This is a genomic window from Streptomyces sp. SirexAA-E (genome assembly GCF_000177195.2).
GTDB lineage: Bacteria > Actinomycetota > Actinomycetes > Streptomycetales > Streptomycetaceae > Streptomyces > Streptomyces flavovirens.
In genome coordinates this window covers 7,315,551-7,333,318 of sequence record NC_015953.1, presented here as the reverse complement: position 1 = coordinate 7,333,318, position 17,768 = coordinate 7,315,551, and the positions used below count along the sequence as shown (strand labels likewise).

Sequence of the window (17,768 nt, the reverse complement as noted above, 5' to 3'; positions counted from 1 at the left end):
TCCCCTGGGCGCCACTTCCAGCCAACCTTCCGGCCCCGCGCCTCCGCCGGAACTCCCGCGCACCGGCAGAGGTACGAGCGCGGGAGCCGCGCGACCCCTAGGCCCGCACCCCCCGGCCGCACCCTTACCCCGATCCGCACGCCGGTCGTTTCACGACACCTCCTCCATATCTCCCCCTCCGCCACAATATGCATGCACCACATGATGTGTAGCCTGCACGAAAGCGCGCCCAGGGACACCGCGAAAGCCGCAGACGCGAGGGGAGTTGTCCGTCCCCCCTCGCGCCGTCCAGCACCCCGTCACCGACAGCGGGGCAACGACCCGGCGCGCCCGTACCGGTTCCGTGCGACGCGGCCGCCCTCCCGGCGACCGCCCGTCCCACCGGCAGGAACCGGCATCCGGCCGGACAACCGCCCACCCCACCCCACTCCCGAGAGGAACGAGGCCACGTATGCCCGCCCCCCGCACCTCCCCCACCTCCCCCACCCCCACCGGTCCGGACACGCCGGACCTCGGCTTCGACCTCGACGCCGTCCGAACGAAGTACCGCATCGAACGCGACCGCAGGATCCGGCCCGACGGCAGCGCCCAGTACCTGTCCGCCAGCGGTGAGTTCGGCTACTACGACGCCGACCCCCACGCCGACGCGGACTTCACCCGGGAGCCCCTGCACGACCGGGTCGACGCGGTCATCATCGGAGGCGGGTTCGGGGGGCTCCTCGCCGGGGCCCGACTGCGCCAGGCCGGCGTCGAGTCGGTCCGGGTGATCGAGAAGGGCGGGGACTTCGGCGGGACCTGGTACTGGAACCGCTACCCGGGCATCCACTGCGACATCGATTCCTACACCTACATGCCCCTGCTGGAGGAGGTCGGTTACGTCCCGAAGTGGAAGTACGCCCCGGGCGAGGAGATCCGCGAGCACGCCCGGGCCGTCGCGGAGCACTTCGGCCTGTACCGCGACGCCTGCTTCCAGACCGAGGCCACCGAACTGCGCTGGGACGACGCCGCGAATCAGTGGACGGTGAGCACCGACCGGGGGGACCGCATACGGGCACGCTACGTGGTGATCTCCAGCGGGACGCTCAGCCAGGCGAAGCTGCCGGGCATTCCGGGCATCGAGAGCTTCAAGGGCCACACCTTCCACACCAGCCGGTGGGACTACGACTACACCGGCGGCGACCAGAACGGCGGCCTCACCGGACTGGCGGACAAGCGTGTGGCGCTCATCGGCACCGGCGCGACCGCCATCCAGGTCGTCCCGCACCTCGGCGCAGACGCCCAGCACCTGTACGTGTTCCAGCGCACCCCCTCGTCCGTGGACGTACGCGCCAACCGCCCCACCGACCCCGAGTGGGCGGCGTCCCTGAAGCCGGGCTGGCAGCGCCGCCGGATGGACAACTTCCTGAAGGTCGTCACCGGCGGCACCGTCGACGAGGACCTGGTGGACGACGCCTGGACGAGCACGGCCCGCCTCCAGGAGAAGCTCATCCCCACCAACAGCTACGCCGACGTCCCCGCCGAGGAGCGGGAACGCGCCTACGAGCTGGCCGACTTCCAGAAGATGAACGAGATCCGCTCCCGCGTGGACACCTTGGTGGAGGACCCCGCGACCGCCGAGAAGCTCAAGCCCTGGTACCGCTACATGTGCAAGCGGCCCACCTTCAGCGACACCTATCTGCAGACCTTCAACAGGCCCGACGTGACCCTCGTCGACACCGCGGACAGCCACGGCGTCGAACGCATCACGCACAACGCCGTCGTGGTGGGCGGAGTGGAGTACGAGGTCGACTGCATCATCTTCGCCACCGGGTTCGAGGTCGGCGTCTCCGGTGTGCTGGCCGGGAAACTCCCGGTGTACGGCCGGGGCGGTGTCTCCCTGCTGGAGTCCTGGAGCGGCGGCCCGAAAACGCTGCACGGGTTCTACAGCCACGGCTTCCCGAACTTCTTCCAGCTCGGACCGCTGCAGAACGCCAGCTCCGTCAACTACGTGCACATCCTGGACGAGCAGGCCACACACGTCGCCGAGGTCGTCGCCCGGTCGCACGAGCGCAACGCCCGGTGGATCGAGCCGACGACCGAGGCGCAGGAGGAGTGGGTGGCGACCATCCGCCGTAAGGCGGCGAGCCTGCACACGTTCCACGCGGAGTGCACCCCGGGTTACTACAACAACGAGGGCAAGCCCCGGGCTCGCAGCGAGTCGTTCGGCGACGGCCCCGTGGCCTTCCACGAACTGCTGAGGAACTGGCGCGCGGGCAAGGGCCTGGACGACGTCCTGGTCCAGGCGGAGTCGGAGTGAGCGGGCTCGGCGAGGCGATCGGGCAGGCGGCCACGTACCCCAGCAGGTACGACGACGGTACCGGGCACCTGTCCGGTCCCGGCCCCTCGAAGGAGCGCCTGCCCGGTGTCCCGGCCGACCGCCGGGCGGTCGAGCGGCTCAATCCGGCCAACCCTCTCTGGGGGTCCAACGGCATCGCGTTCGGTCCGGACGGGCGGCTGTACGTCGCGGAGTTCCTGGGCGGACGGATCAGCGCGGTCGATCTGGCCGGGGGCGACCTCGACGTGGTCGTGGCCTCGGACGGGCCGGTCCGGTCACCGGACGACCTGGCGTTCGGCGCGGACGGTTCGATGTACATCGCCGATCTGGTCCCGGGACGCGTCTGGCGGCGCAGCCCCCAGGGCGCGTACTCACTGGTGTGCGACGGGCTGAAGAACCCCAACGGCATCACCTGTATCGGCGACCGGCTGTTCGTCAACGAGATGAAGGCCGACGGCAGGCTGCTGGAACTCTTCCCGGACGGCGGTGCACCGGTCGTCCTCACCGAGGGACTCGCCCTGGGCAACGCGATGCAGCGGGGCCCGGACGGCTATCTGTACTACCCGCACATGGTCACCGGTCAGGTCTGGCGCATCCCGCCGGACGGCGGGGTGCCCGAGATGGTCGCTGACCGGGTGGACCGGCCGGTCGCGGTCCGCTTCGACCGGGGCGGTGTGCTGCATGTGCTGTCCATGGGCCCGGAGGGCATCGTGACCCGTGTGGATCTGCACGGCTCGGGTTCCCGTACCCAGGTCGTCAGCGGTGTGGTCGGGCTGGACAACGCCGCGTTCGACGCGGAGAACCGGATGTTCGTCTCCAGCTACGCCAGTGGCGGCATCACCGAGATGAGTCCGGACGGACGGACCCGGTCGATCCTGCCCCGCGGGTTCGACGGCCCGTACGGGATCACGGTCGACCTCGGCGGCACGGTGTACGCGGCCGACCACTACCGCGTCGCCGGCCCGCCGGTGTCCGCCCCGGCCGCGCACGCGAGCGCACCGGTGGAGGACCGTGGCGAGGTCTCCGGGCAGGAAGAGGTGACGAGCCATCTCCTGGCGCCCTTCGTCCACGGCATCGTGGCGGACGGCGAGGTCCTGCACCTCACCTCGCAGTTCGGGGACGTCCGCACCTACGACCCGGGGCCCAGGAGCCTGCGCACGCGGGTGAGCGGGCTGAGTCGGCCCATGGGTGTCACGGTGGATCCGGCCGGATCGCTCGTCGTCGCCGAGACGGGGGGCGGCCGTGTCCTGGCCGTCGGGAAGGACGACACGGTCACCGTGCTCGCCGAGAGTCTCGACCGCCCGGTGGACGTGGCCCTCGACGCGGAGGGCCGGGTCTACGTCAGTGACGAGCGGGCGGGCACGGTGCTCCGGGTCGAGGCGGACGGGACGACGACCGTGATCGCCGACGGACTCGACGCGCCGCAGGGCCTGGCGGTCCTCGGGGACGTGCTGTACGTGGTGGAGACGGGGCGACGCAGGCTGCGCGCGCTCTCCCCGCACACGTCGGCGAGCTGGACCGAGGCCGAGGATCTCCCGGTCGGGGCGCCTCCCGGACTCGGGGCCGGTCTGCCGGAGGAGGAGGCCGAACTGTTCACGCACGGTCTGCCCGGACTGGCCCGCCGGTTCGCGGGAATCGCCGCCGCACCGGACGGTTCTCTCGTCCTCTCGGGCAACGGCGAGGGGACGGTGCTGCGGGTCATCCCCTCCGGGCCCCGCTGACGGGCGTCCCACCGACGGCCGGGCGCGCCTGTACGGGCGCGCCCGGCCACGCTCACGTGTCCGTGCTCGCGGGACGCCGGAGCAGGTAGACGGCGGCGGAGGTCACCAGGGCGGCCATGCAGGCGATGAACACCAGTCCGGCGCCTTCGAGACCCATCGGGCCGGAGAGGACTCCGACACCGATGACGGGCAGGGAGATGCCGACGTACGCCACGACGAACAGTGTGGAGATGACCGCCGCACGCCGGTCCGCGGGGGACGCCGCCGCCACCGCGGACAGCGCCCCGCGGAACGCCAGCCCTTGGCCCGTACCGCCGACGACCGCGCTCAGCACGACCAGCCACAGCTGTTCCCACCCCAGTGCCCCCGCGAGCAGCGCCAGCCCGGCCAGCAGGCAGACGCAGCCCAGCGGCAGCGAGTGTCGCACGCCGAACCGGCCGACCGCCGACTGCCCGGCGATGGAGGCGAAGAAGGCGAGCGCGACGACCAGCCCGCTCACGGCGTGGTCCCCCACGTCCAGGGACTCCGTCAGGAACGTGGGGCTGACCGAGGTGAACACGCCGAACAGGGCGAACCCTACGAACGAGGCGAGGGCGGCGGGGCGGAACACCGCACGTACCTCGGGTGGCAGCGCGGGCCGCTGCGGTCGGACGGTCTTCAGGGGCCTCCGCTCCCGGACCGTCTCCCGCAGGCCCAGCAGGACGACGGCGGAACCGGCCAGGAGGGCGAGGTGCACGGCGAAGGGCAGGTACAGCGGCCAGGGGGCGTACTGCGCGAGGATGCCTGCGAGCAGCGGACCGCAGCCCAGGCCGCCCATGTTGGCGGCTGTCGCGACGAGTGAGGCCCGGGACGACCCCTTGCCGGGTGCCAGCTCCATGACGTACGCGGTGGCCGCCCCGGTGAACAGTCCGGCGGACAGGCCCGACAGCAGTCGGCCCGCGTACAGCCAGCCCAGCGAGGTGGCGCACAGGAAACAGATGGCACTCAGCGCCGCGCATCCGAGGCCCCACAGGAGCACGGGGCGCCGGCCCACGGCGTCGGAGGCGTTGCCGGCCAGCAGCAGCACACCGATGACGCCGAAGGCGTACACGGCGTACACGACGGTCACCATGAGTTCGGAGAAGCCGAACGCGTCCTGGTAGAGGCCGTAGAGGGGGGTCGGCAGGGTGGTTCCGGCCATGCACACGGCGAAGACCGCTCCGGCGAGACAACTGGGGAGCCACCCTCGGCGATCGCGGTCACCGTTCATGCGGTCGACCGTAACCCGCCGGTGCCGTGTCAGGCCGGTCCGGCGTGCCGGAGCAGCCCGGGTGGCGGCGGTGCCGCTCGCCGCCTGCCCGCCTCGGCGCTTCCGCGGTCGGCGAGGTGATCCGCCACGCAGGCGGAGGGCCGTGACCTCGGAGTCATCGCTACGAGGGTGGCGGCACGCCGTCCATGCCGACATCCTCCGGGAGCTCAGGGACGGACCGTGGGGATGAACAGGGGCAACGACGGTAGGCCGCCGGGTGACTCGGCGTGGTGGGCGGCGTACCGTGCCCGGCTGGAGCGCGTGGCCCGGGAGGCAGGGCGGCGGGCGTGACACCGGCGGCGGGGACGTCTCCACCCCGGACGCGCACCGTGCCCTTGATCCCACAAGGAGCGTTCCCGCGCCCGGTGCCCGCCCGTTCAGTGGGCGATGCCGTCGATCAGTTCGCGGGCGCCCTGCCGGAGGAGGGTGACGGCCACCGAGGTGCCGAGGGTCGCCGGGTCGAGGGGCCCCGCCCACTCGTGTGCGTTGAGGACCGTCTTGCCGTCCGGAGTGAACACGCAGCCGCGCAGCGAGAGGTCCCCGTTGCGGTGCGACGTGGCGTAACCGGCGATCGGGGAGTTGCAGTGGCCCTGGAGCACGTGCAGGAACATGCGCTCGGCCGTGATCTCCCGGTAGGTCGCCGGGTGGTTGAGGGCGGCGACGGCGTCGATGGTGGCGGTGTCGTCTTGGCGGCACTGCAGGGCGAGGACCCCGGCCCCGATGGGCGGGATCATCGTCTCGGGGCCGAGGATGTCGCTGATGACGTCGGGGCGCCCGATGCGCCGGAGCCCCGACACGGCGAGCAGCAGGGCGTCGACCTCACCCGCGGCGAGCTTGGCGAGCCGCCGGTTGGCGTTGCCCCGGAACGGGACGCACCGCAGCTCAGGGTGGGAGGCGGCGAGTTGCGCGGTCCGGCGGACGGAAGAGGTGCCGATGCGGGAGCCCGGGGGCAGTTCGTCGAGGGTCAGGCCGTCCGGGTGGACGAGCGCGTCGCGGATGTCGTCCCGCTCCAGGAAGGCGGCGAACGTCGTACCGGCAGGCAGCGGCCGGTCCGCGGGGATGTCCTTGACGCAGTGCACGGCCAGATCGGCCTCCCCCGCGAGGAGGGCGGCGTCGACCTCCTTGGTGAAGGCCCCCTTGCCCTCGACCTGGGAGAGGTCGCCCAGCCAGGTGTCGCCGGTCGTCCTGACCGGGACCACCTCCGTGCGGAGGGCCGGGTACCGGGCCGCCAGTTCGTTCCGGACGCGCTCCACCTGCGCCAGTGCCATGGGCGAGTCACGGGAGACGATGCGGATCAGCTCAGGGACGGACATGGTTCCCACGATAGTGCGCCGGGCCCGCGGGCCGGTCGTGTGCCACGCGGAACGGGCGGCTCCCGCCGGATGTCAGTCGATTTCCGGCCGCTTTGAACGGGGGCCTGCCGGGCGGTCGTTCCCCACCCTGAGCACCGGCACGGCCGGAAGAGGGTCCGCCACCGGCCGTCCACCCCGTGGACCAGCTCCTTTCCCGGAAGAACCGGGACATCGGCGTCCACGCAGAACCGCGCGTGCCCCGTGTCGGGCCCACGGCAGCCGTCCTGCCGAGGTGGCCGATTCACCGCCGTAGGCCCGGCCTCACCCCTTGGAGGGCTGTCCGCTCCACGATCAGGTCCCTAGCATGGCCCCTCACGGCTACGAATCTTTGAACGGGCGAGGGCTGGATGAGCAACGGGGACACCTCCATTCCGAAGAACATCGACGTGAACGTGCCGAGCGTGGCGCGGATGTACGACTACTACCTGGGCGGCAAGGACAACTACCCCTCCGACCGAGTCGCCAGCGAGCAGCTGCTGGAGCGTGTGCCGAGTACGAAGGTCCTGGCGGTGAACAACCGCCGGTTCCTGCGCCGTGTCGTGCGCCATCTCGCGTCCGAGTACGGGATCCGCCAGTTCATCGACCACGGATCCGGCCTGCCGACCCAGGACAACGTCCACGAGGTCGCCCAGCGCGTCGATCCCGAAGCCCGGGTCGTCTACATCGACAACGACCCCATCGTCCTGGCGCACGGCAAGGCGATACTCGAGGAGAACGACAGGACCGCGGTCATCCAGGCCGACATGCGCGACACGGACGGGATCCTCGGGCACCCGGAGACGGTCCGGCTCATCGACTTCGACGAGCCGGTGGCGGCGCTGTTCGTCTCGGTGCTGCACTGCATCCCCGACAAGGACGATCCCGCCGGGCTGGTGCGCCGGGTCGCGGACCGGCTGGCGCCCGGGAGCTTCCTGGTCGTGTGCCAGCTCGTCAGCGAGGACAAGGAAACCCGTGACTTCGTCACCGACTTCATGGCGAAGAGCACCAACGACCAGTGGGGGCGGGTGCGCCGGCCTGAGGACGTGCACGTCTTCCTGGAAGGGCTCGAAGTGCTGGAGCCCGGCCTGGTCGAGGTCTCCACGTGGCGGCCGGACTCGGACCTGACGCCGAAGCAGGCCACCCGTGAGTGGATCGAGTACGGCGGCGTCGGCCGCAAGTGGTGAAGAAGGCCCGCGCGTCGTGAGGGCGGCCCGCGCCGGCGCTCAGCTGTAACGCTCGAGCGCCTGTCTCAGCAGCTTCCTGCTCGCGACGGGGCTCGGGGACTGGGCGCTGAGCGAGTCGAGGATCCAGCGGTACTCGTCCGTGCTCTCCTGCTTGTTCACGGACGTGGCGTTGGTCAGGTGCTCGATGTAGGCGACGTCGGGGAGCTGGCTCATCGCGAACCGCAGATAGGTGATGCCGTTGCCCGGTGACGTGTGGGCGGTGACCTCGAAGGGTGCCACCTGCACGATCACGTGGGGCAGTTCGGTCATGTCCAGCAGGTGGGCGAGCTGCTCACTCATCACCCGGGCACCGCCCGTCGGGCGCATCAGGACCGCTTCGTCCAGCAGGACCCAGAGCTTGGGCGCGTCGCTGCGGCTCAGCAGCTCCTGGCGCTTCATGCGCAGCTCCACCCGTCGCCGGGTGGTCTCCTCCGGTTCGAGGGCGTGCCCGGAACGCACCACGGCGTGGGCGTAGTCGTACGTCTGCAGAAGACCCGGGATGTAGTGGCTCTCGTAGGTCCGGATGGACGCGGCGGCCTCCTCCAGACCTACGAGGGGCTCGAACCAGTCCGGCAGGACGTCGGCGTACGAACGCCACCAGCCGCGCTCCCCCGCCTTGCGCACCAGGTCGATGAACTCGGCCGTCCGGTCCGGTTCGGTGACACCGTAGAGCGCGAGCAGGTCCGCCGCATCGCGTTCCTTGCACGGTGAGTGACCTGTCTCCATCCGGCTGATCTTCGCCGTGGAGCAGCGGATGCGGGTGGCCGCGACATCGGGTGTGATGCCCGCCTCCGTACGCATCCTCCGGAGCTGGGCGCCCAGAACGAGCCGCAGCGCGGTGGGACTTGCCCCGGTGGCCGGGGCGAGCGTGGGCTTCCGTGACGGCTGCAGCGGTTCGATGCCGGGCATGCGGGCTCCTGATGGCGGGCGTCAGGACGCCAGTGTGCCATCAGGAGCCGCCGAGAGGTGCGCTCACGCACGCACGTGCGGTCCGCTTTCAGCCGATCATGCGGTCGAAGTCACCGTCCCTGACCCCGGCGAGGAAGGCGCTCACCTCCGCGCTCGTGTACACGAGCGCCGGGCCCTCTGGGTACCGGGAGTTGCGTACGGCCACGTCTCCGCCGGGGAGGAGCGCCATCTCGACGCAGTTCCCGCTCGGATTGCTGTGATGGCTCTTCACCCACTCGACTCCCGGCAGGGAGCCGGCGGGGACACCGTTGTCGATGTGCTGCATGCGGTCCATTCCTTCGAGGCAGTTGACAGGAACATCCCCCGGCGCGCGGGCCGGGGACCGTGCCGGGGTGTGAACAGGTGTTTCCTGCTCACACCACAGGGTGCAATTCCGGATGCAATTGCACGGATGCGCGGACGGCGAGGATACTAGTGCCCGTCCGGCCGCCACGGCACACGAACTCGGCACCACCAACCGGTCTTTCACCGAAGGGTGAGCAGCGCTCATGCACGCGGAGAACGCATCCCGTCCCGGAGCAGCGACCCGCTGCGCGGATCTGGCCGAAAACGACGGCGTACCGCGGGAGAGATGGGCGCGGGATCTCGGCATCGCCTCCGCCGGGTTCGCCACGCACGGCCTGGACGGGGATCCGGAGACGCTGCGGCGGGCCCGGGCGTTCGTCCGCGCCTCGCTGGAACGGTGGGGGCTGGAGTCCGCCTCCTGTGCGGACGACATGACGCTGGTCGCGGACGAATTGGCGAGCAACGCGGTCTGCCACGCGCTACCGACGGCCGGACGGCCCGTGAGCCGACCGACGGCGTGGCTGGGTCTCGCCCGTCAGGAAGGCGCGCTCGTCTGCGCGGTGAACGATCCGAGTCCGGACGCGCCGGTGCTGCGCACGGACGAGGGGTTCCTGGAACGCGGCCGGGGACTCCGCATCATCGACGCACTGAGCAGTTCATGGGGATGGGCCCCCGCCGGCCCGGGCAAGACCGTGTGGGCCAGGGTGCCCGTGATCTGAGGACCCGGGACAGCGGAGGCGGCCGGAAGCGGTTCACCGCTCCGGCGGGCTCCGCGGCCACTCCTACGCCTTCGTCAGCGCCAGCCAGGCCTGAGCCAGCAGCGTGTGCCCCAACGGAGTCGGGTGGATCCCGTCACCTGCGATGTGCTCGGGCCCGCCCGCGGCGCGTGCGGCCTGGTTGAGCAGCCCGTCCGCCGCCAGCAGCGCGGCGTCGAACTCCTCTGCCAGCCGGCGGACGGCGTGGATGCGCGGGTCGAGGTCCTCGCGCCACGTCCACTGCTCGGCCGTCACGGGGACCAGGAAGGGCTCGACGAGCACCAGCTGGGCGTCCAGACGGTCGCGGACCTGGGCCAGCAGGTCGCGGTAGCCGTCCTCGTAGGCGCGCGGCGAGGTGGTCTCGCCCGCCTCGTAGTGGAACCAGGTGTCGTTCACACCGACGAGGACGGACACCACGTCCGGCGCGGGCTCCACTCCGAGGGTGTCCGCCTGCCACCGGTCGCGGAGGTCCGCCACCCGGTCACCACCGACGGCCCGGTTGACGAACGTGATGCCGCTGCCGGACCGGCCTCCACGCACCAGGTCGGCCACCATCGAGGGGTAGCCGTTGCCCAGCGGTTTCCGGGGGTCCGAGAGGCGGCCGCCTTCGGTGATGCTGTCCCCCTGGAAGAGGACGGTCTCCACGCCACGCAGGGTGAGGGTCACGCGGTGCTCCTGAACGTGAGGGCGCCTGCCGGACCCGGGTGCCCGGCGGCCAGGACGTGACGGTGGCGGGCTCCGCGACTACCGGAGGGTGGCCGGGGGGCGCACCGCGCTGAAGTCGAGTGCGCGGTCCACCTCCCGCAGGGTCTCCTCGGCCACCCGCCGCACCTCGGCCGGGACGTCTCCCTGCTCCTCCACGAGGCCGGCGTAGATCGGTGCTTCGGTTTTGTCTGCGAAACTCACGTCGAAATGCCCATCCATCGGTCCATGCCCGCCAATCAGCGGAAACGGGAGCCGAGTGTACGCGTTGACCGACCGTCCAGGAGGGGCGGACCGGAAAAAGGGTCCGCCCCTCCTCCGGAGAGCCGGAAGCCGGGGCGCCGGTCACCGAATGGGGCACCGCGGGTCCGGGGCGCGTTCGCCCCGACTCCTCCACCTCGGGCCGGGACGGGCAGCGGCTATTCGATCACGAGCTCGACGTCGATGTTGCCACGAGTGGCCTTGGAGTAGGGGCAGTAGGCGTGCGTGGCCTCGACGAGCCGGAGGCCCGTCTCGCCCTCGAGCTCCTGCGGCAGCTCGACCCGCATGACGACGGCCAGACCGAAGCCGTCGCCGTCCTTGCCGATCGAGACCTCCGCCGTCACGGCGACGTCCTTGGTGTCGACCTTCATCTCCCGGGCGACCGAGCTCATCGCACTGGCGAAACAGGCCGCGTACCCGGCGGCGAAGAGCTGCTCCGGGTTGGTCCCCTCGCCGTTGCCGCCCAGGGCGGGCGGCAGGGCGAGCGCGAGGTCGATCCGGCCGTCCGAGCTCACGGCCCGGCCCTCGCGGCCGTTCGCGGTGGCGGCAGCGGTGTACAGCGCGTCCATGTCATTGACCTTCCCGTCAGGGTGACCGCCGAGTCGGCCACCACCAGAAGCATTGCACACAACTTAGTTGCACACAACCAAATGAGGGGTCACCCGCTACGCTGGTTCGTATGACGTCATCACCGGCCCCCTCCCCCGAGCCCGCGGAGCTGCCCGACACCGAGCTCCTGCGCCTGGACCACCAGGTCTGCTTCTCCCTGCAGGCGGCCTCGCGCGCGTTCGGCGGCGTCTACCGCGAGGCACTGCGGGACCTGGGCCTCACCTACCCCCAGTACCTCGCGATGATGGTGCTGTGGGAGCACGGCCCGCTGCCGGTCAAGACCATCGGGGCACAGCTGCACCTGGACTCCGGCACCCTGTCCCCGCTGCTCAAGAGGCTCGAGTCGGCGGGCCTGGTCCGACGCGAGCGGAGCACCCAGGACGAACGGTCGGTCACCGTCCACCTCACGGACTCCGGTACGGAGCTGCGGGTGCGCGCCCTGCCCGTACCGCGCGCGATCCTCCGGGCCACCGGCATGTCGGTCGAGGAGGTCCTGGCCCTCCAGGAGACCCTCGGGCGGCTCACCGAGTCCCTGTCCCGGGCGGTCTGAGGGACCGCAGCACTCGCCCCGCGCACCGGCCCGAAATACGATGCCAGGAACGAACGCACCGCGGAGCGGCCCATGAACCGGCGTCGAACACCCCGGTCGGCGAGCGCCGAGGAACTGCTCAGCACCTTGCAGCACCTCACGGCACGCGCCAGGCAGGAAGTGGGGCTGCACCAGGCCCGCGTCGAGCTGGCCCAGGCCCTGCAGGGAAAGATGCTGCCCGCCGCGCTGCCCTCCTTCCCCGGCATCCGGACCGCCGCCCGCTACGCCCCCGCGCGCGACGGGCTGGACATCGGCGGCGACTGGTACGACGCGTTCCTGCTGCCCGACGGAGCACTCGGCCTCGCCATCGGCGACGTCCAGGGCCACGACGTCGAGGCGGCCGCCTTCATGGGGCAGATCCGGATCGCGATGCGGGCAGTCGCCAGTACGGCGGCCGATCCCGGCGAGGTGATGGCCCGCACCAACGACCTGATCCTCTCGATGGACTCCAGCCTCTTCGCCACCTCCTCCTTCTTCCGGCTGGACCCGGTGACACGGGAACTGGCCGGTGCGCGCGCCGGCCATGTGGCCGGTGTGTGGGCGACGGCCGACGGCCGCTCGGGCATCACCTCGGACGCCGGGGGCCTTCCTCTCGGCATCGAGACCGGGCAGCGCTATCCGGTCACCCGGCGAACCCTGGACGTCGACGGCGTGTTCGTGCTGCTCACCGACGGGGTGATCGAAGGGCCCTCGCTGTCGATCGGCGACGGGCTCGAAGAGGTCCGGCGTCTGGTCAGCGCCCACACCGGTGCCACCGCCGAGGAGCTGGCCGACAGGGTGCTCCGGGCGGCCGTGCTGACCGGGCACGAGGACGACGCCGCCGTGCTGGTCCTGTGCCACGAGGTGACGCCCCGCGACCACGGGTGACGCGTGCCGCGGGGCCCGGCCGCGCGTGTCACGTCCGCCCGCTCCCGCGGGCGGTGTCTGATGAGACGCGTGATCCGCAGCCAGGAAACCAGACACCGGGCCGCCGTAGCCGTGCTGCGGATGCTGGGCATCACCGCCGCCTACTACCTCTCCGGACGGCTCGGCCTGCTCAGACAGGTGAGCGTGGAGGGCTCGGTCGTCACACCGCTCTGGCCGCCCACGGGGATCTCGCTGGCGGCCCTGTTGTACCTGGGCGCCTGTGTCTGGCCGGGCATCGCGCTGGGCGCGCTGCTCACCGTCGTCACCCTCGGCGGCAGCCTCAGCGCTTCCGGCGCCGGAATCGCCGCGGCCAACACGCTGGCCCCGCTGTGCGCCTATCTCGCCCTGCGGGCGGTGGGTTTCCGGCGAGAGCTCGACCGCCTTCGCGACGGCGTCGTGCTGGTCTTCCTGGGCGCGATGGGAGGCATGCTGGTCAGCGCGACGGTCGGTGCGCTCACGCTGGTACTCAGCGGCGACCTCGACTCGCGCCATTTCTGGCAGGTCTGGTCGGCGTGGTGGGCCGGTGACGCCATGGGGGTCCTCATGGTCACCCCCCTGCTGCTCGTGCTGCGCAAGGCCCGGCTGCCCCGGGTCGGCGACCGGTGGATGGAGGCATCGGCCCTCGCCGTCGTCGCGGTGGGGGTCGCGATCGTGGCCACCAGGAGCCCGCTCTCCATGATCTATCTGCTCTTCCCCGTGCTCGTCTGGGCAGCCCTGCGCTTCCAGCTGGCCGGCAGCGCACCCTGCGCGCTGCTGATGTCGGTGATGGCGATCATCGCCGGGACGGGCCGGGTGGGGCCGTTCGCCGGCCACACCGTGCTGGAGGTGATGCTCAACCTCAGCATCCTCAACGGCTGTGTGGCGCTCACCGCGCTGCTGCTCGGCGCGATCGTCACCGAGCACAACAACATCCGGCGGGAGACCGAGCTGGCGTGCGAGGAACTCGCGGCCCTGGTCGAGGAACTCGCGCCACGCCCGGACGCCGAGGGCCGGGCCGACGGCTCGGCCGGGCCGGGGTGAACGAACCGGGTCGAACGGCCCGGGGTGGACGGCCGGGTGACCCTCTGAACTCCCGCGAGGCTCAGCCGGCGGCCCCGTCGTCCTCCGGTCCACCGGCGGCACGCGGGAAGTGGCGCGCCAGGAAGTCGTTGCGGAAGGTCCCCCTGGGATCCCAGCGCTCGGTCAGCCGCTCGAAGTCGGCGTAGTGGTCGTACAGACCGCGCAGGGTGCCGGGCGGAGTGCTGAAGACCTTGCCCCAGTGCGGCCGGGCCGCGAACGGCGCCAGCGCCTCCTCGACCGCGGCGACGACGGGGGCGACGGCCGCACCGTCGGGCACCCAGGTGAAGTGGAACGCCACGCTGTCGCGTCCCTGGGCCGGGCTCAGCCACAGGTCGTCGGCGGCCACCGTACGGATCTCACCGATCTGCAGCAGCGGCGCGATCTGCTCGCGGATGCGGTCCAGGGCCTGGTACGCGGCCGCGGCGTCACTCCGGTCGACGAAGTACTCGGACTGCAGCTCGTCGCCGTTGCTCGGGGTGAACTCGAGGCGGAAGTGGGGCAGCCTGGCGTGCCAGGGACCCGGGGTGCCCTCCTGCTCGGTGCAGTGCCGGGCCGGCATCCCGGGGACGGGGTGCCTCGGTCCCTCGGCGAGCGTCGCCCCGAGCCATCTGCGTGGTGCTGTGCCGGGGGCGCTCGCGCCGGTCCGCCGCTTGAGCCAGACCTGGTCGATCGGGTCGTCGCGCCAGCTGGTGAAGAGGCTGACGCTGTAGGCCTCGGACATCACCTCGTCGAACCGGCCCAGGAGCTGGTCCTGCGGCAGGCCCTCGTACACCCATTGCCGGATCTCGAAGGCGGGCACGAGGTCCAGGGTGACCCTGGTCACCACGCCCAGCGCTCCCAGGGAGACCACGGCTCCGGGGAAGTCCGCGTCGCCGCGGCCGACCTTCGCCAGGGCGCCGTCCGCCGTGACGATTTCCAGGGCACGGACGGCACCGGCCAGGGCTCGGTTGGTCACGCCTGATCCGTGGGTGCCGGTGGCACAGGCGCCGGCCACCGAGATGTGGGGCAGTGAGCCCAGGTTGTGCAGGGCCAACCCGTTGCGGTGCAGTTCGCCGGTGAACTCCCCGAAGCGGAGCCCGGCGCTGACCGTGGCGGTGCGCGCGGACGGGTCGATCTCGACGACTCGGGGCAGTCCGGCGACCGAGACCAGTTCACCCTCGGTGTCGGCCACCGTGTTGAAGGAGTGTCCGGTGCCCAGGGCCCGTATCGCGCTCCCGGTCGCCACGATCTCCTGGAGTTCGGCGACCGAGGCCGGCGTGTGGAGCCGCCGGGCGGCGAAGGTGATGTTGCGGGCCCAGTTCTGTCCGACGGCCGACGGGGCGTGCGCCGAGTGATCGATCATGTCCACCGAGCTTACGCTCCGCGGGGCGGTCCTCCCCAGGGCCCGTGCGCCACCGGCCACACGGCCACACGGCCCCGCGGGCTGCCCCGGCCCGGCTGGACGGGGCCGGGACCGGCCCGCGGGGCCGTCTCGTGGGTGCTGGTCGCCGTGGACTCAGTACGGCAGGGGACGTCCCGACGGTGTGCGCAGGTCGAGCGGAGGCGGCCCCGTGGGAGGCTGCGGACGTCGGACGATCTGGATGCGGCCCATGGCCACCACCCCCTCCTGTGTCATGCGGTATCTGCCCATCCGGACGCCCTTCACACATCCCTTCCGCGGAAGGGGCCGGGCGCGGATGCGGAGTCGGCCGTGTGCGGTGACCCTGGACTGAGGGGGACGCCGAGCCGAGGAGGACATCCATGTCCGCGATGGACAAGATCAAGAGCATGCTCAAGGGCCATGAGGACAAGGCCGGGAAGGGCGTCGACAAGGCCGGTGACATGGTCGACGACCGGACGCACGGCAAGTACGGCAAGCAGGTCAAGACCGGTCAGGACAAGCTCAAGCAGCAGTTCGGTGCGGACGGGGACCAGGACAGGCGACCGCGTTCCTGAGACCGCGTGGCACCCGGCGGCACCTGGGCCGCCGGGTGCCGCCTTTCCCGCGTGCGGAGCCCGTGGCAGCGACCGCTGCCACGGGCTCCGGCGCGTCGCCCGCCTCGATGCTCCCCGGGCCTGACCGGTGGTGACCCGGCCGATTCCTGTTATCGTCCCCGCCGCACCACGTCTCCCGAGTGTGGGAAGTGACGGAACAGGACCCCGGAAGAGTGAGCACAGCATGGGCGAGACACGCGAGACGGCGTTGATCAAGGCGGCGCAGCAGGGGGACGAGCAGGCCCAGGAGCGGCTTGTCTCGTCGTACCTTCCGCTGGCCTACAACATCGTCGGCCGGGCGCTGAACGGTCACGCGGACGTCGACGACGTGGTGCAGGAGAGTGTGCTGCGCATGCTCCGGGGGCTGCCCGGCCTGCGCGCCCCGGAGAGCTTCCGGTCCTGGTTCGTGGCCATCACGATGAACGAGATACGCCGTCACTGGCGTGAGCGCCGGACCGGCGAGATATCCGCCGACCGGATACCGGAGGCGCAGGACGTGGTCGATCCGTCGGCCGACTTCGTCGAGCTGACCATCGTCCGGCTCGGTCTGACGGGACAGCGCCGTGAGACCGCCGAGGCCACCCGGTGGCTGGACGACGACGACCGCGACCTGCTGTCGCTGTGGTGGCTGGAGACTGCCGGGGAACTGACCCGCAACGAGGTCGCCCGAGCGCTGGAGCTGTCCCCGCAGCACACCGCGGTGCGGGTGCAGCGGATGAAGGCGCAGCTGGACGCGTCACGTGTGGTGGTGCGGGCGCTGGCGGCGCATCCACGCTGTGTCCTGCTGGAGGACCTCACCGCTTCCTGGGACGGCGTTCCGTCGGCGCTCTGGCGCAAGCGCCTGGCCCGTCACGCCCGGGACTGCACGGTCTGTTCCGGACACCGGTCCGGCCTGGTCCCCGCGGAGGGCCTGCTCGCGGGTCTCGTCCTGGTTCCGCCCGTGGCGTCGGCGTCCGTCCGGCCGGCGGACTTCCTCCCGGTGTCCGACGTGACGCACACCTCCGGTCCCGGCCGGGCCGAGCGGCGCCGGGGCCGGGCACGCCGGCGCCGCCGGAACACCGTGGTGGCCGCGCTGGTCGCGGTCGGGACGCTGGGCGGCGGCGGTACGGCGGTGCACCTCTACACGGACGACACGGACGAGGGCCCGGCCTCGGCCGTGGAGTCCCTCGCCGGCCCGGCGGACGCGGCGGCCCCGCCCGTGTCCCCGTCGATCTCCGCCTCGGCCTCGCCGTCACCGGCGCCCACGTCCGCCTCCCCGTCGCCGAGTGCGTCCCCGCCGAGGTCCCGCAGCGCCTCCCCCACACCCGAGGCGACCCCGACGAGGCGGCCGCCGTCCTCCCGGCCGTCGGCCCCATCGGTACCCTCGCCCACGAAGCAGGCTCCCGCCTCGGTGGCCGAGGAGGTCACGGCGCTGGTCAACTCCGAGCGTGCCAAGGAGGGCTGCGAGCCGGTGAGTGGTAACAGCCTTCTGGACACGGCGGCTTCCCGGCACTCGGCGGACATGGCGGAACGGGACTACTTCTCGCACACCTCGCCGGACGGCACCGACCCCGGGGACCGCATCACCGCGGCCGGGTACCGCTGGAGCACGTACGGAGAGAACATCGCGAAGGGGCAGACCACCCCGGCCGCGGTGATGGAGTCCTGGATGAACAGCCCCGGCCACCGCGCGAACATCCTCAACTGCGCGTTCAAGGAGATCGGTGTGGGCAGGCAGGACTCCTCCGGTGGCCCGGTCTGGACCCAGAACTTCGGTGCCGCCCTGTGACCGGACCGGACCGG

The 17,768-nt window shown here is 71.7% G+C and carries 17 protein-coding genes; 9 read left to right on the top strand and 8 right to left on the bottom strand.

Going from position 1 to position 17,768, the window contains the following annotated elements; translation table 11 throughout:
• The first annotated feature begins 451 nt into the window (after positions 1-451).
• Together SACTE_RS32110 and SACTE_RS32105 are read left to right on the top strand one after the other, a co-directional pair.
• Positions 452-2,296: an NAD(P)/FAD-dependent oxidoreductase gene (locus SACTE_RS32110; RefSeq protein WP_014050195.1), complete on the top strand. Its 1,845-nt coding sequence runs from the start codon at positions 452-454 to the stop codon at positions 2,294-2,296.
• Positions 2,293-4,035 carry a hypothetical protein gene (locus tag SACTE_RS32105; protein WP_014050194.1) on the top strand — a complete coding sequence of 581 codons (1,743 nt, stop codon included), beginning with the start codon at positions 2,293-2,295 and terminating at the stop codon, positions 4,033-4,035. Before SACTE_RS32110 ends, SACTE_RS32105 begins: the two co-directional genes overlap by 4 nt.
• A gap of 52 nt (positions 4,036-4,087) precedes the next feature.
• On the opposite strand, the gene SACTE_RS32100 is transcribed toward SACTE_RS32105, so the two are convergent.
• A complete protein-coding gene (locus SACTE_RS32100; RefSeq protein ID WP_014050193.1) occupies positions 4,088-5,284 on the bottom strand; it encodes an MFS transporter in 1,197 nt (398 codons plus the stop codon).
• 416 nt (positions 5,285-5,700) lie between these two features.
• Positions 5,701-6,636, bottom strand: a complete 936-nt coding sequence (hemC, locus tag SACTE_RS32095; RefSeq protein WP_014050192.1) for a hydroxymethylbilane synthase — start codon at positions 6,634-6,636, stop codon at positions 5,701-5,703.
• 386 nt (positions 6,637-7,022) lie between these two features.
• On the opposite strand from hemC, the gene SACTE_RS32090 reads away from it, so the two are divergent.
• Positions 7,023-7,838, top strand: a complete 816-nt coding sequence (locus SACTE_RS32090; protein WP_014050191.1) for an SAM-dependent methyltransferase — start codon at positions 7,023-7,025, stop codon at positions 7,836-7,838.
• A 39-nt stretch (positions 7,839-7,877) separates the two neighbouring features.
• Here SACTE_RS32090 and SACTE_RS32085 read toward each other — a convergent pair whose 3' ends face one another.
• Both SACTE_RS32085 and SACTE_RS32080 read right to left on the bottom strand, forming a co-directional pair.
• Complete coding sequence (locus tag SACTE_RS32085) at positions 7,878-8,786, bottom strand: helix-turn-helix transcriptional regulator (RefSeq protein ID WP_014050190.1); 909 nt, start codon at positions 8,784-8,786, stop codon at positions 7,878-7,880.
• An 88-nt stretch (positions 8,787-8,874) separates the two neighbouring features.
• The gene (locus SACTE_RS32080; protein WP_014050189.1) at positions 8,875-9,111 is read right to left on the bottom strand and encodes a DUF397 domain-containing protein; all 237 of its coding nucleotides are present in this window, start codon (positions 9,109-9,111) and stop codon (positions 8,875-8,877) included.
• Positions 9,112-9,334: 223 nt separating this feature from the next.
• Here SACTE_RS32080 and SACTE_RS32075 point away from each other — a divergent pair, with 223 nt between their 5' ends.
• The gene (locus tag SACTE_RS32075; RefSeq protein WP_014050188.1) at positions 9,335-9,850 is read left to right on the top strand and encodes an ATP-binding protein; all 516 of its coding nucleotides are present in this window, start codon (positions 9,335-9,337) and stop codon (positions 9,848-9,850) included.
• A 63-nt stretch (positions 9,851-9,913) separates the two neighbouring features.
• On the opposite strand, the gene SACTE_RS32070 is transcribed toward SACTE_RS32075, so the two are convergent.
• The 3 genes from SACTE_RS32070 to SACTE_RS32060 form a co-directional block, all read right to left on the bottom strand.
• The gene (locus SACTE_RS32070) at positions 9,914-10,552 is read right to left on the bottom strand and encodes an SGNH/GDSL hydrolase family protein (protein ID WP_014050187.1); all 639 of its coding nucleotides are present in this window, start codon (positions 10,550-10,552) and stop codon (positions 9,914-9,916) included.
• Positions 10,553-10,630: 78 nt separating this feature from the next.
• Positions 10,631-10,792, bottom strand: a complete 162-nt coding sequence (locus SACTE_RS33835; RefSeq protein WP_019993716.1) for a hypothetical protein — start codon at positions 10,790-10,792, stop codon at positions 10,631-10,633.
• Positions 10,793-11,007: 215 nt separating this feature from the next.
• Positions 11,008-11,418 (bottom strand): organic hydroperoxide resistance protein, encoded by a 411-nt coding sequence (locus SACTE_RS32060; protein WP_014050185.1) that lies wholly within the window; start codon positions 11,416-11,418, stop codon positions 11,008-11,010.
• A gap of 110 nt (positions 11,419-11,528) precedes the next feature.
• Here SACTE_RS32060 and SACTE_RS32055 point away from each other — a divergent pair, with 110 nt between their 5' ends.
• The 3 genes from SACTE_RS32055 to SACTE_RS32045 all read left to right on the top strand — a co-directional run bounded on the left by SACTE_RS32055 (position 11,529) and on the right by SACTE_RS32045 (position 13,973).
• A complete protein-coding gene (locus SACTE_RS32055) occupies positions 11,529-12,008 on the top strand; it encodes a MarR family transcriptional regulator (protein WP_014050184.1) in 480 nt (159 codons plus the stop codon).
• A 72-nt stretch (positions 12,009-12,080) separates the two neighbouring features.
• On the top strand, positions 12,081-12,914 hold the full coding sequence (locus SACTE_RS32050) for a PP2C family protein-serine/threonine phosphatase (RefSeq protein ID WP_014050183.1): 834 nt from the start codon (positions 12,081-12,083) through the stop codon (positions 12,912-12,914).
• Between the two features lie 69 nt (positions 12,915-12,983).
• Positions 12,984-13,973, top strand: coding sequence for an MASE1 domain-containing protein (locus SACTE_RS32045; protein ID WP_106707983.1), 990 nt, complete (start codon positions 12,984-12,986; stop codon positions 13,971-13,973).
• Positions 13,974-14,034: 61 nt separating this feature from the next.
• On the opposite strand, the gene SACTE_RS32040 is transcribed toward SACTE_RS32045, so the two are convergent.
• On the bottom strand, positions 14,035-15,354 hold the full coding sequence (locus SACTE_RS32040) for an FAD-binding protein (protein ID WP_176724346.1): 1,320 nt from the start codon (positions 15,352-15,354) through the stop codon (positions 14,035-14,037).
• A 398-nt stretch (positions 15,355-15,752) separates the two neighbouring features.
• On the opposite strand from SACTE_RS32040, the gene SACTE_RS32035 reads away from it, so the two are divergent.
• Entirely contained in the window at positions 15,753-15,947 is a 195-nt protein-coding gene (locus tag SACTE_RS32035) for an antitoxin (protein ID WP_014050180.1), read from the top strand.
• A gap of 223 nt (positions 15,948-16,170) precedes the next feature.
• On the top strand, positions 16,171-17,754 hold the full coding sequence (locus tag SACTE_RS32030; RefSeq protein WP_014050179.1) for a sigma-70 family RNA polymerase sigma factor: 1,584 nt from the start codon (positions 16,171-16,173) through the stop codon (positions 17,752-17,754).
• Positions 17,755-17,768 lie beyond the last annotated feature (14 nt).